Consider the following 12884-nt stretch of genomic DNA (forward strand, 5'->3'; position numbering starts at 1 on the left):
TGATCGGCACATGCCGTCTGAACAATGTGGAGCCAGAAAAGTGGCTGCGCTACGTCATTGAACATATCCAGGACTGGCCGGCAAACCGGGTACGCGATCTGTTGCCCTGGAAAGTTGATCTGAGCTCTCAGTAAATATCAATACGGTTCTGACGAGCCGCTTACGAAGAATCGCCTCTATCTGTTTAACCACCTGACAGGAATGCCGAGAGCAGGACATGTTATGCATGTGTCCGGCGGTGCAGCTAACTGGGACTACACTGGGATAAACTGGATAAGTGATACCAATGGCGATGTCCGTGGTTATATGAATATCGATAAACTGCGGGACCAGAACGACATTACTCGTTTTGGCTCGATGATGGGATTCCATCAGGTTAAAGATGGTAATCTTATTTTTGGTCAAGGGCAGCGTTACTTTAAATACGATTTCTTAGGGCGCGTTATTTCAGACAAACGCTTACCGAAAGGATTTATCGACTTCTCGCACGCAATTACCGAAACGCCTAAAGGCACTTATCTTTTACGCGTTGCGAAAGAAAATTATCCGTTGAATGACAAATATACGGTCAATACTGTACGTGACCATATCCTTGAAGTTAACCAAAACGGCGACACTGTCGATTACTGGGATCTTCCTAAAATTCTTGACCCATATCGTGACAATGTCATCCTCGCCATGGACCAGGGTGCGGTTTGTCTTAGCGTCGATTCTGAACATTCAGGTCAGGTCATGACCAAAGAACAGCTTGCTAAACAACCGTTTGGTGATGTCGCTGGTTCTGGACCTGGTCGTAACTGGGCGCATGTGAATTCCGTCAGTTACGATCCGCGCGATGACAGCATCATCATCAGTTCTCGTCATCAGTCTGCAGTAATCAAAATTGGTCGCGATAAGAAGGTGAAATGGATCTTGTCTGATCCGACCGGCTGGAAAGGCGAACTGGCGAAAAAAGTGCTGAAACCGGTTGATGGCGCTGGCAAAGCGCTAGTCTGTGAAAATCATAAATGTGAAGGCAACTTTGACTGGACCTGGACGCAACATACAGGTTGGTTAGTCCCTTCGAAGAGTACAGCGGGTAAATCTGTCGTTACCGTATTTGACAATGGCGATGCCCGAGGAATGGAGCAACCGGCCATGCCATCAATGAAATATTCACGAGGTGTAGAATATATGATTGATGAAAAAAATATGACCGTTTCACAGACCTGGGAATATGGTAAAGAGCGTGGATTTGACTGGTACAGCGCTATCACTTCTGTAACAGAATATCGTCCTGAAACCAAAACCATGTTTATGTACTCCGCGACTGCGGGTATGACAGGGATGACGCCGCTAACATCTGTCCTGGATGAAGTTAAAGACGGTACTCAGGAAGTGATGCTGGAAATGAAAGTGCATAGCAATCGTGCTGGTATGCTGGGTTATCGTGCGCTGGTAATTGAGCCAGAACTGATGTTTAAAAAATAACCCATAAATTAATGCCCCCATTCCGGGGGCATTAATCCAGGCATATAAGTCATTACTTGATAATTTTTGTGCAACGGGTGGTAATGTGTCTGTATATAGCCTTGGTGCAAAAATATAGCGTCCGGTTGATATTGGAAGTCAGGAGGCATGGAGTAAATAATATCTTATTTTATACATGTATTATTAGATAATGACGTTGACCCAGAGCTGGATATACCAGAACCTTTTACACCATAAAAAGCATAAAGTTCAGAAGTTATTTTATTCTGCATATATTGATGTGTTTGGTAATTTTTAGCAAACCAGTCATCGATACTTTTAACGGTTTTTAAATCACTTTCGAGATCAATTAAAGGCATGATTCCTGGATAAACATAAACAGGAAAAAGTAAGAAAAAAGTTATTGTCATTTTTCTCAACATGGAGTTTCACATTAGTTTTAGTATTAGAAAGTAAAACGCTACCGTCTATGAAGGATGAGAACAAAGAAAGAGTTAACGCCCGGGAATTTTTCAGAATTTATAAAGAAGCAAATTCAGGCACAAAAAAAGCGCCTTGCGGCGCTTTTTTCGGAAATCCGGTCTTATTTGCTGCCCGGGATGTTGAAACGCTTGTTGAAGCGGTCAACACGGCCACCGGTAGCAACATCACGCTGTTTGCCAGTGAAGAACGGGTGGCACTTGCTGCACACGTCGAGGTTCAGGTCATGACCAACGGTGGAGCGGATTTTCATTACGTTACCGCAAGAGCAGCTAGCAGTAATTTCTTCGTATTTCGGGTGAATATCTTTTTTCATGGGAAAACCTCGGTTTAAGGCCGCGTCGCTCTTCCAGCCCTAACGCCAGACACCACGCGATGTTTAAAGTATAGTTTGACACGATCATTTCGTATCAAAGGCGCCGAATCATACAGAAATTAACCAGCGTATGCAAACTGATCCGCACTTCTTCTATCACATGACGACTTTCACTGTAACGGCAATGCCTCTTGCTTAATCAGCTGTGCATTAGGAGCGAGGTTGAGTGGAGCCCTGGCATTATCAGATTCTTAATTCGTTGAGGGACAGCGTACAGGTGTTAATATTATGCCATCCATATCTGGTTATCCTATCATCCTGCTACAGGAGACGTGTTATGAATGGAGTCTATGCCGATGGCTTATATCAACCTGTTAAGCCGATCGCCATCCCTTCATTAGGCGGTCGTTGCGCTATGTGGTTTGATGTAGAAGAACAAAGCCGACCATACTTTTCGCCTAAACAGCTATCGGCATGGAATGAATTCTGTCACATAGATGCGCAAAAAATGCGGCAATGGTTTGCGATTGGGCTTTGTAATATGGCCCATCAGATAGCGACCAGCCCGAAGAATGACGGAATGCCCTCACAGAACTCCGACGATATGGCAGCAGACTTACAAGAAACAGCTGCGTATTTGGAAAAAAGCCACACCCCTCTGGCGGCGCAATCGCCTTTGATTTTTGCGTGCGATTCACTTGTAGTGCCAGTACAGGATCGCACAGCGGTCCGTTTTGTCGTGGTTAATTTTCAGATTGCCGTTGGCAAAAATCAGTTACGACCTTATGGCTATGAACTTGAAGCGCTTTTTTGCGATGGCCGACTGTTGTTCATTGCTGAAAACTCAGGATTGTGGACACGTCTTGAATGGAATGATTGCTTTAATGTTCCAGATTTTGATCCGCATGTAGTTGAGGTATGACAAGTACAGAAGATACATGCTGCTGTAGTTCTTAATAGAATTATGGCTCATTGATATAGTCGGTCAGTCATATCAGTATCTGGTAAATTAATGGGTTTCCGTCTTATATCTCCGCTCATCACTGAGCGATAGTTTATGGCAAATTAATTAACCCACCGAGTTTCAAGTCAGGATGATCTCATGCCCGTTGCTCACGTTGCCTTGCCCGTTCCGCTTCCTCGTACCTTTGACTATCTGCTGCCAGAAGGCATGACGGTTAAAGCCGGGTGTCGCGTGCGCGTGCCGTTTGGCAAACAGCAGGTGCGCATCGGGGTTGTGGTGTCAGTTAGCGATGTCAGTGAGCTGCCGCTCAACGAGCTGAAAGCGATAGTTGAAGTGCTGGACGTTGAGCCGGTATTTACTCACTCCGTCTGGCGATTACTGCTATGGGCGGCAGATTACTATCATCATCCGATTGGCGATGTATTGTTTCATGCTTTGCCGATTTTACTACGCCAGGGGCGACCTGCGGCGAACGCGCCCATATGGTATTGGTTTGCCACTGAACAAGGCCAGGCGGTGGATCTGAACAGCCTGAAACGCTCGCCAAAGCAACAACAGGCACTGGCGGCATTGCGGCAAGGGAAAATCTGGCGTGATCAAGTCGCGGAACTTGAATTTAATGATGCCGCGTTGCAGGCGCTACGTAAAAAAGGTCTGTGTGAGTTAGCAAGTGAAACACCAGAGTTTAGCGACTGGAGCACAAACTATGCCGTTTCTGGTGAGCGGTTGCGATTAAATACCGAACAGGCCACCGCCGTTGGCGCCATCCATAGCGCGGCAGATACCTTCTCTGCCTGGCTGCTGGCGGGCGTTACCGGTTCCGGTAAAACGGAGGTTTATCTCAGCGTACTGGAAAACGTGCTCGCTCAGGGCAAACAGGCGCTGGTGATGGTGCCGGAAATCGGCCTGACGCCGCAAACTATCGCCCGTTTTCGTGAACGGTTTAATGCGCCAGTGGAAGTTCTGCATTCCGGCCTGAACGACAGCGAGCGTCTTTCGGCGTGGTTGAAAGCGAAAAATGGCGAGGCGGCGATTGTGATTGGTACTCGCTCCGCGCTGTTTACGCCGTTTAAAAATCTCGGTGTGATTGTCATTGATGAAGAGCACGACAGTTCCTACAAACAGCAGGAAGGCTGGCGCTACCATGCCCGCGATCTGGCAGTGTATCGCGCGCACAGCGAGCAAATCCCGATTATTCTTGGCTCCGCAACGCCCGCACTGGAGACGTTATGCAACGTGCAGCAGAAAAAATACCGCCTGCTGCGCCTGACTCGTCGGGCGGGGAATGCGCGTCCGGCAATTCAACACGTGCTGGATTTAAAAGGTCAGAAGGTGCAGGCGGGGCTGGCTCCGGCGTTGATCACCCGTATGCGCCAGCATTTACAGGCCAACAATCAGGTTATCCTCTTTCTTAATCGCCGGGGTTTTGCGCCTGCGCTGCTGTGCCACGACTGCGGCTGGATAGCCGAATGTCCACGTTGCGATCACTACTACACGCTGCATCAGGCGCAACAGCATCTGCGCTGCCACCACTGTGACAGTCAGCGTCCAGTGCCGCGCCAGTGCCCTTCCTGCGGTTCCACACACCTGGTACCCGTGGGGCTTGGCACCGAACAGCTTGAACAGACGCTCGCGCCACTGTTCCCTGGTGTACCCATTTCTCGTATCGACCGCGATACCACCAGCCGTAAAGGCGCGCTGGAACAACAGCTGGCAGAAGTACATCGCGGTGGTGCGAGGATTTTGATTGGCACACAAATGCTGGCGAAAGGCCACCACTTTCCGGATGTGACGCTGGTGGCGTTACTCGACGTGGACGGTGCACTGTTTTCTGCCGATTTTCGTTCCGCAGAACGTTTCGCCCAGCTTTACACCCAGGTCGCCGGTCGTGCCGGGCGTGCGGGGAAACAGGGCGAAGTGGTGCTGCAAACGCACCATCCGGAACATCCGCTGTTGCAAACGTTGCTCTATAAAGGCTACGACGCTTTTGCCGAACAGGCGCTGGCTGAGCGACGCATGATGCAGCTACCGCCGTGGACCAGCCATGTGATTGTGCGTGCGGAAGATCACAACAATCAGCACGCGCCGCTGTTCCTGCAACAACTGCGTAATCTGATCCTCGCCAGCCCGCTGGCAGACGACAAACTGTGGGTGCTCGGCCCGGTTCCGGCGCTGGCTCCGAAACGTGGCGGTCGCTGGCGCTGGCAAATTTTGTTGCAACACCCTTCCCGTGTGCGCTTACAGCACATCATTAACGGTACGCTGGCACTCATCAATACGATACCGGATTCCCGCAAAGTGAAATGGGTGCTGGATGTTGATCCGATTGAGGGTTAAACCGCTCACGATGCGAGGCAGATCGAAAAATTCAATATTCATCACACTTTTCATGAAAATTCTGTAACCGTTTTCACGCACTATCTGCTAAAAATGTTGCCGATGTGAAGTAAACATGGATGTAGTACGCCTGACGTACCAGGCGAGGAGTGAGTGTGAAAGCGAAGAAGCAGGAAACTGCCGCGACCATGAAAGACGTTGCCCTGAAGGCAAAAGTCTCTACAGCGACCGTCTCCCGAGCATTAATGAATCCCGATAAAGTCTCCCAGGCCACCCGTAACCGGGTTGAGAAAGCGGCCCGGGAAGTAGGTTATTTACCGCAGCCTATGGGGCGCAACGTCAAGCGTAATGAATCCCGCACCATTCTGGTGATTGTCCCGGATATCTGCGATCCCTTCTTTAGCGAAATTATTCGCGGTATCGAAGTCACGGCGGCAAATCACGGATATCTGGTGCTGATTGGCGACTGTGCGCATCAAAATCAGCAGGAAAAAACTTTTATCGATTTGATCATCACCAAGCAAATTGATGGCATGTTGCTGCTGGGTTCAAGGCTGCCATTTGATGCCAGCATTGAGGAACAGCGTAATCTGCCGCCGATGGTGATGGCGAACGAATTCGCACCGGAACTGGAGCTGCCTACAGTTCATATCGACAATCTGACCGCCGCATTTGATGCAGTAATTTATTTATATGAACAAGGGCATAAACGGATTGGCTGTATAGCCGGTCCCGAAGAGATGCCGCTGTGTCACTACCGCCTGCAAGGCTACGTTCAGGCGCTGCGTCGCTGCGGCATTATGGTTGATCCGCAATACATCGCCCGTGGCGACTTCACCTTCGAAGCCGGAAGCAAAGCGATGCAACAGCTGCTTGATCTTCCACAACCACCTACTGCTGTCTTTTGCCATAGCGATATAATGGCGCTCGGCGCACTTTCTCAGGCAAAACGTCAGGGACTGAACGTCCCGGAAGACCTGTCCATAATTGGTTTTGATAACATCGACCTGACGCAATTTTGTGATCCACCGCTGACAACCATCGCGCAGCCGCGTTACGAAATCGGTCGGGAAGCGATGCTGTTATTGCTTGATCAAATGCAGGGGCAACACGTTGGTAGTGGCTCTCGTTTAATGGACTGCGAACTTATCATCCGGGGATCGACGCGCGCGTTACCTTAAAATAAACCTTTAAGACTGCCGTGACTGGTCAAAGGCCCGCCGCTTAAGTAACATGGCGGGCTGACGAACGAATAAATACAGCGAAACGATAGTGGCACAACGAGATTATGTACGCCGCAGCCAACCGGCACCTTCGCGGCGAAAAAAGAGCACCTCACGAAAAAAGCAACGAAATCTGCCTGCGGTTTCTCCCGCAATGGTCGCTATTGCTGCCGCCGTTCTTGTGACCTTTATCGGTGGTCTGTACTTCATTACGCATCACAAGAAAGAAGAGTCCGAGACGCTGCAAAGCCAGAAAGTGACCGGAAACGGACTACCACCGAAACCAGAAGAACGCTGGCGCTACATAAAAGAGCTGGAAAGTCGCCAGCCGGGTGTGCGTTCGCCCACAGAACCTTCTGCCGGTGGTGAAGTGAAAACGCCGGAGCAACTGACACCAGAACAACGCCAGCTTCTTGAACAAATGCAGGCTGATATGCGCCAGCAGCCAACGCAATTGGTTGAAGTTCCGTGGAATGAGCAGACGCCGGAACAGCGTCAGCAAACGCTACAGCGCCAGGCACAGCAATTAGCGGAACAGCAACGCCTGGCTCAGCAGTCGCGTACGACTGAACAAAGCTGGCAGCAGCAGACACAGACGTCGCAAGCCACGCCGGTACAGGCGCAACCGCGCCAGTCTAAACCTGCGTCTACTCAGCAGCCGTACCAGGATCTGCTGCAAACCCCTGCGCACACTACCGCGCAGTCGAAGCCGCAGCAAGCTGCGCCAGTTGCTCGTGCCGCTGACGCGCCAAAACCGACGGCAGAGAAAAAAGACGAACGCCGCTGGATGGTGCAGTGTGGTTCGTTCAGAGGCGCGGAACAGGCAGAGACGGTACGAGCTCAGCTGGCGTTTGAAGGCTTTGACTCGAAAATCACCACCAACAATGGCTGGAATCGTGTGGTCATTGGCCCGGTGAAAGGTAAAGAGAACGCAGACAGCACTCTCAATCGTTTGAAGATGGCGGGTCATACAAACTGCATTCGGCTCGCCGCCGGGGGTTGAAACCCTCAAAATCTCCCCCATCTATAATTGCATTATGCCCCGTACTTTTGTACGGGGTTTGTACTCTGTATTCGTAACCAAGGGGTCAGCTCGTGACAACTATAGTAAGCGTACGCCGTAACGGCCATGTGGTCATCGCTGGTGATGGTCAGGCCACGTTGGGCAATACCGTAATGAAAGGCAACGTGAAAAAGGTCCGCCGTCTGTACAACGACAAAGTCATCGCGGGCTTTGCGGGCGGTACTGCGGATGCTTTTACGCTGTTCGAACTGTTTGAGCGTAAACTGGAAATGCATCAGGGCCATCTGGTCAAAGCCGCCGTTGAGCTGGCAAAAGACTGGCGTACCGATCGCATGTTGCGCAAACTTGAAGCACTGCTGGCTGTCGCGGATGAAACCGCTTCGCTTATCATCACCGGTAACGGTGACGTGGTGCAGCCAGAAAACGATCTTATTGCTATCGGCTCCGGCGGCCCTTACGCTCAGGCTGCGGCGCGCGCGCTGTTAGAAAACACTGAACTTAGCGCCCGTGAAATTGCTGAAAAGGCGTTGGATATTGCAGGCGACATTTGCATCTATACCAACCATTTCCACACCATCGAAGAATTAAGCTACAAAGCGTAAGGATCTCCTATGTCTGAAATGACCCCACGCGAAATCGTCAGCGAACTGGATAAGCACATCATCGGCCAGGACAACGCCAAGCGTTCCGTGGCGATTGCACTGCGTAACCGCTGGCGTCGTATGCAGCTCAACGAAGAGCTGCGCCATGAAGTCACCCCGAAAAATATCCTGATGATCGGCCCGACCGGTGTCGGTAAAACTGAAATCGCCCGTCGTCTGGCTAAGCTGGCGAACGCGCCGTTCATCAAAGTTGAAGCAACCAAATTCACCGAAGTGGGCTATGTCGGTAAGGAAGTGGATTCTATAATCCGCGATCTGACCGATGCCGCCGTGAAAATGGTACGCGTCCAGGCTATCGAGAAAAACCGTTATCGCGCTGAAGAACTGGCAGAAGAACGTATTCTCGACGTGCTGATCCCACCTGCTAAAAACAACTGGGGACAGACCGAACAGCAACAGGAACCGTCCGCTGCTCGTCAGGCATTCCGCAAAAAACTGCGTGAAGGCCAGCTTGATGACAAAGAAATCGAGATCGATCTTGCCGCAGCACCGATGGGCGTTGAAATTATGGCGCCTCCGGGAATGGAAGAGATGACCAGCCAGCTGCAGTCCATGTTCCAGAACCTGGGCGGTCAGAAACAAAAAGCGCGTAAGCTGAAAATTAAAGACGCCATGAAGCTGCTGATTGAAGAAGAAGCGGCGAAACTGGTGAATCCGGAAGAGCTGAAGCAAGACGCTATCGACGCTGTTGAGCAGCACGGGATCGTGTTTATCGATGAAATCGACAAAATCTGTAAGCGCGGCGAGTCTTCCGGTCCGGATGTTTCTCGTGAAGGCGTTCAGCGTGACCTGCTGCCGCTGGTAGAAGGTTGCACCGTTTCCACCAAACACGGGATGGTCAAAACTGACCACATTTTGTTTATCGCTTCTGGCGCGTTTCAGATTGCGAAACCGTCTGACCTGATCCCGGAACTGCAGGGGCGTCTGCCAATCCGCGTTGAACTACAGGCACTGACCACCAGCGACTTCGAGCGTATTCTGACCGAGCCGAATGCCTCTATCACCGTGCAGTACAAAGCACTGATGGCGACTGAGGGCGTAAATATCGAGTTTACCGACTCCGGTATTAAGCGCATCGCGGAAGCGGCATGGCAGGTAAACGAATCCACCGAAAACATCGGTGCTCGTCGTTTACATACCGTTCTGGAGCGTTTGATGGAAGAAATCTCCTACGACGCCAGCGATTTAAGCGGTCAAACTATCACTATTGACGCAGATTATGTGAGCAAACATCTGGATGCGTTGGTGGCAGATGAAGATCTGAGCCGTTTTATCCTATAATCGCGTTCAATCATTTTCATCATTGTTTGATGGGGCTGAAAGGCCCCATTTTTATTGGCGCGTATTATGACTGAACAACAAATTAGCCGAACTCAGGCGTGGCTGGAAAGTTTACGACCTAAAACTCTCCCCCTCGCCTTTGCTGCAATTATCGTCGGGACGGCGCTGGCATGGTGGCAAGGTCACTTCGATCCGCTGGTCGCCCTGCTGGCACTGATTACCGCCGGACTGCTTCAAATTCTCTCTAACCTCGCTAATGATTATGGCGATGCGGTAAAAGGCAGCGATAAACCTGACCGCATTGGACCGCTACGCGGCATGCAAAAAGGAGTCATTACCCAGCAAGAGATGAAACGGGCGCTCATTATTACCGTCGTGCTCATCTGTCTCTCCGGGCTGGCACTGGTTGCAGTAGCGTGCCATACGCTGGCCGATTTTGTCGGTTTCCTGATCCTTGGCGGGTTGTCGATCATTGCCGCTATCACCTACACCGTGGGCAATCGTCCTTATGGTTACATCGGTCTGGGGGATATTTCCGTACTGGTTTTCTTTGGCTGGTTGAGTGTGATGGGGAGCTGGTATTTACAGGCTCATACATTGATTCCGGCGCTGATCCTTCCGGCGACCGCCTGTGGCCTGCTGGCAACAGCGGTTCTGAACATTAATAACCTGCGTGATATCAATAGCGACCGCGAGAATGGCAAAAACACGCTAGTGGTGCGCTTAGGTGAAGTGAACGCGCGTCGTTACCATGCCTGCCTGTTGATGGGGTCTCTGGTGTGCCTGGCACTGTTTAATCTCTTTTCGCTACACAGTATGTGGGGCTGGTTGTTCCTGTTGGCAACGCCATTGTTAGTGAAACAAGCCGGTTATGTGATGCGTGAAATGGATCCGGCAGCGATGCGACCGATGCTCGAACGCACTGTCAAGGGAGCGTTACTGACTAACCTGCTGTTTGTTTTAGGGATATTCCTAAGCCAGTGGGCAGCATAACTGACAAATATCAATTAACAATTGATGATTTTGCCAACAGCCTACATAGCGCGATATACTGAAAATTCTCGCAGCAACTGAATGTTAAGCCGATGAAATACGATACTTCCGAGCTTTGTGACATCTATCAAGAAGATGTTAACGTCGTGGAACCACTGTTCTCCAACTTTGGCGGACGGGCGTCATTTGGCGGACAAATAATCACGGTAAAATGTTTCGAGGACAACGGGTTGCTGTACGATCTGCTCGAACAGAATGGCCGTGGTCGTGTTCTTGTCGTCGATGGCGGTGGTTCTGTTCGTCGCGCACTGGTCGATGCTGAACTGGCGCGTCTGGCAGTACAAAATGAATGGGAAGGCCTGGTCATTTACGGCGCGGTGCGTCAGGTAGATGATCTGGAAGAGCTGGATATCGGCATCCAGGCAATGGCGGCGATTCCGGTCGGTGCCGCAGGTGAAGGCATTGGCGAAAGTGATGTCCGCGTCAACTTTGGCGGTGTCACCTTCTTTTCCGGCGACCATATCTATGCCGACAATACCGGGATTATTCTTTCTGAAGATCCGCTGGATATTGAATAAGTATCTACCATGCGTTAAAAGGGGGAATTAAATTCCCCTTTTTTATACATGGACATATTCATGCAGAATATTATTCTTTTATTTATATATTTATTACTTATTATTGTTAACCATTTTCGCTACAAATTCCTTTTATCTGGCAACACTGGTGAAATGATTTTATATTTTGCCAACGTATTTTTTAACCCACTTGCCTTATCATTTATTACCGCCACAATCATCTGTATAACGATAAAAAAAAGAAGCAGCCGCAGCTTTATTCGCGGCACTTGTTGGTTTATGGGATTATTTCTTATCTATAGCAGCTATACAGTGTGGGAACGGCACAGCACATGGGATTATACTTTCCCGGGGCCAGCTATCACCGTCACGGTTCCGAGCAAACAGTGGGTTCTCAATGTTGTTAAACAAGGGCCAACCCTGGTAACCCGGGATGCCCGTGCTATTTTAGTTATTGTTGCCTTCTCACAAAATGAACTCGGTGTGCATTCAATCGAGGAACTTGCCGCGACTCAAAAAGGAACTGCAGAAATGCATGTTTGTGATGTTCAGGGATTTACCTGTGCTTATCAGGAAGAAATGCAAACAATGAGTGATGGTAAAGTAAAACATGCTATTTTCATGACTCTACTGGATAACACTAATTTGATAAAACTGGTCGCAGCTATCGACCCAGAATATTTGGACGAATATCAAGAAGAAGTAATGAAAATGATGCTTTCTGCCCGTCAATAACCTGATGTGCATGTTAATAATAAGGGATTGATATGAGATACGTTATCTTATTAATACTATGGATAATAACTGTTTTTCTGAGTCATCTTCAGCACAGTAACTTGCTTGCTGGAGATCCTGGCATGGTTGGCGAGTATATCGGTTCAGTACTTCTTGGGCCGTTATTACTTCCCGTGCTTGTGTCAGGTATTCTGTGCGCATTCGCTAAAAAAACGCGTAACTTCGCCAGTTTTACTCGCGGATGTTGCTGGGTATTGGGCGCGCTGCTTTTGTCCCATATCGGCAATACGCTTCGTATGCTCACCCCATGGCAATATACATTTGAGAATGCCGCGATTTCCGTGACTGTCCCGAACCGACACTGGAAAACGATTGCCATTCGTACTGATAAAACCATTGATATAAGAAGTGAAGATAATAGCGTCTTTATTTCTGCTTTCCGCTTTCCCGCAGGACGTAGCGCCGATGACTCGCAGGAAGAGTTAAAGAAGATGCAGCGAGACAATCTCAAGGATCAATACAATGAAGAAACCTTCCAGTTTCATGACTGTAATGCCAAACATTTCACCTGTAGGTATCAGGACGTGTTGATAAATTTTGATGGTCAGCAAAAGAGAACCATCAGTGTTTATCTTGAAGACACCCCCAGGGCTGTGGGGATCATTGCATTAATGGAGCCAGATACGGCAGATAAATATCGCCAACAGGCGATGGAGATTATGCTGTCTGCTAAAAATGCAGTGAAGTAAAAAATAGGCGAGCCTGTCAGTAATTCTGTGTAACTGCCACTGTATTAAAGGTGATCGCTCAGGCGGTCACCG

General features: G+C 49.6%; 13 protein-coding genes and 1 pseudogene. 12 read left to right on the forward strand and 2 right to left on the reverse strand.

Going from position 1 to position 12884, the window contains the following annotated elements:
- Together A7090_RS24645 and A7090_RS24650 are read left to right on the forward strand one after the other, a co-directional pair.
- Positions 1 to 134 (forward strand): transposase domain-containing protein (locus A7090_RS24645; protein WP_135409442.1); only part of this gene is annotated, 134 nt, incomplete at its 5' end.
- Positions 135 to 165: 31 nt separating this feature from the next.
- Positions 166 to 1470 (forward strand): annotated as a pseudogene (locus A7090_RS24650) (aryl-sulfate sulfotransferase); the annotation flags it as partial.
- Between the two features lie 164 nt (positions 1471 to 1634).
- On the opposite strand, the gene A7090_RS24655 reads toward A7090_RS24650, so the two are convergent.
- Positions 1635 to 1829 (reverse strand): hypothetical protein, encoded by a 195-nt coding sequence (locus A7090_RS24655; RefSeq protein WP_105275833.1) that lies wholly within the window; start codon positions 1827 to 1829, stop codon positions 1635 to 1637.
- Positions 1830 to 2053: 224 nt separating this feature from the next.
- A complete protein-coding gene (gene rpmE, locus A7090_RS24660; RefSeq protein ID WP_000710769.1) occupies positions 2054 to 2266 on the reverse strand; it encodes a 50S ribosomal protein L31 in 213 nt (70 codons plus the stop codon).
- Positions 2267 to 2603: 337 nt separating this feature from the next.
- Here rpmE and A7090_RS24665 point away from each other — a divergent pair, with 337 nt between their 5' ends.
- The 10 genes from A7090_RS24665 to A7090_RS24710 all read left to right on the forward strand — a co-directional run bounded on the left by A7090_RS24665 (position 2604) and on the right by A7090_RS24710 (position 12812).
- The gene (locus A7090_RS24665; protein WP_105275834.1) at positions 2604 to 3188 is read left to right on the forward strand and encodes a hypothetical protein; all 585 of its coding nucleotides are present in this window, start codon (positions 2604 to 2606) and stop codon (positions 3186 to 3188) included.
- A 180-nt stretch (positions 3189 to 3368) separates the two neighbouring features.
- On the forward strand, positions 3369 to 5567 hold the full coding sequence (priA, locus tag A7090_RS24670) for a primosomal protein N' (protein ID WP_105275835.1): 2199 nt from the start codon (positions 3369 to 3371) through the stop codon (positions 5565 to 5567).
- Positions 5568 to 5722: 155 nt separating this feature from the next.
- Positions 5723 to 6748 carry a DNA-binding transcriptional regulator CytR gene (gene cytR, locus A7090_RS24675; protein WP_105275836.1) on the forward strand — a complete coding sequence of 342 codons (1026 nt, stop codon included), beginning with the start codon at positions 5723 to 5725 and terminating at the stop codon, positions 6746 to 6748.
- A 91-nt stretch (positions 6749 to 6839) separates the two neighbouring features.
- Complete coding sequence (ftsN, locus tag A7090_RS24680) at positions 6840 to 7793, forward strand: cell division protein FtsN (protein WP_105275837.1); 954 nt, start codon at positions 6840 to 6842, stop codon at positions 7791 to 7793.
- 92 nt (positions 7794 to 7885) lie between these two features.
- Entirely contained in the window at positions 7886 to 8416 is a 531-nt protein-coding gene (gene hslV / locus A7090_RS24685) for an ATP-dependent protease subunit HslV (protein ID WP_000208242.1), read from the forward strand.
- Positions 8417 to 8425: 9 nt separating this feature from the next.
- Entirely contained in the window at positions 8426 to 9757 is a 1332-nt protein-coding gene (gene hslU, locus A7090_RS24690; RefSeq protein ID WP_001293344.1) for an HslU--HslV peptidase ATPase subunit, read from the forward strand.
- 66 nt (positions 9758 to 9823) lie between these two features.
- Positions 9824 to 10750 carry a 1,4-dihydroxy-2-naphthoate polyprenyltransferase gene (gene menA, locus A7090_RS24695; protein ID WP_105275838.1) on the forward strand — a complete coding sequence of 309 codons (927 nt, stop codon included), beginning with the start codon at positions 9824 to 9826 and terminating at the stop codon, positions 10748 to 10750.
- A 92-nt stretch (positions 10751 to 10842) separates the two neighbouring features.
- Positions 10843 to 11328 (forward strand): ribonuclease E activity regulator RraA, encoded by a 486-nt coding sequence (gene rraA, locus A7090_RS24700; RefSeq protein WP_097725515.1) that lies wholly within the window; start codon positions 10843 to 10845, stop codon positions 11326 to 11328.
- A 60-nt stretch (positions 11329 to 11388) separates the two neighbouring features.
- Positions 11389 to 12063: a hypothetical protein gene (locus A7090_RS24705; RefSeq protein ID WP_105275839.1), complete on the forward strand. Its 675-nt coding sequence runs from the start codon at positions 11389 to 11391 to the stop codon at positions 12061 to 12063.
- 122 nt (positions 12064 to 12185) lie between these two features.
- Entirely contained in the window at positions 12186 to 12812 is a 627-nt protein-coding gene (locus A7090_RS24710; RefSeq protein ID WP_123056995.1) for a hypothetical protein, read from the forward strand.
- Positions 12813 to 12884: the final 72 nt, after the last annotated feature.

It is taken from the genome of Escherichia sp. MOD1-EC7003, assembly GCF_002965065.1.
Taxonomy (GTDB): Bacteria; Pseudomonadota; Gammaproteobacteria; order Enterobacterales; family Enterobacteriaceae; genus Escherichia.

Coding starts and splice junctions, on each gene's coding strand:
- A7090_RS24655 (WP_105275833.1), bottom strand. CDS start 1,829: ATGCCTTTAATTGATCTCGAAAGTGATTTAAAAACCGTTAAAAGTATC.
- rpmE (WP_000710769.1), bottom strand. CDS start 2,266: ATGAAAAAAGATATTCACCCGAAATACGAAGAAATTACTGCTAGCTGC.
- A7090_RS24665 (WP_105275834.1), top strand. CDS start 2,604: ATGAATGGAGTCTATGCCGATGGCTTATATCAACCTGTTAAGCCGATC.
- priA (WP_105275835.1), top strand. CDS start 3,369: ATGCCCGTTGCTCACGTTGCCTTGCCCGTTCCGCTTCCTCGTACCTTT.
- hslU (WP_001293344.1), top strand. CDS start 8,426: ATGTCTGAAATGACCCCACGCGAAATCGTCAGCGAACTGGATAAGCAC.
- menA (WP_105275838.1), top strand. CDS start 9,824: ATGACTGAACAACAAATTAGCCGAACTCAGGCGTGGCTGGAAAGTTTA.
- rraA (WP_097725515.1), top strand. CDS start 10,843: ATGAAATACGATACTTCCGAGCTTTGTGACATCTATCAAGAAGATGTT.
- A7090_RS24705 (WP_105275839.1), top strand. CDS start 11,389: ATGCAGAATATTATTCTTTTATTTATATATTTATTACTTATTATTGTT.
- A7090_RS24710 (WP_123056995.1), top strand. CDS start 12,186: ATGGTTGGCGAGTATATCGGTTCAGTACTTCTTGGGCCGTTATTACTT.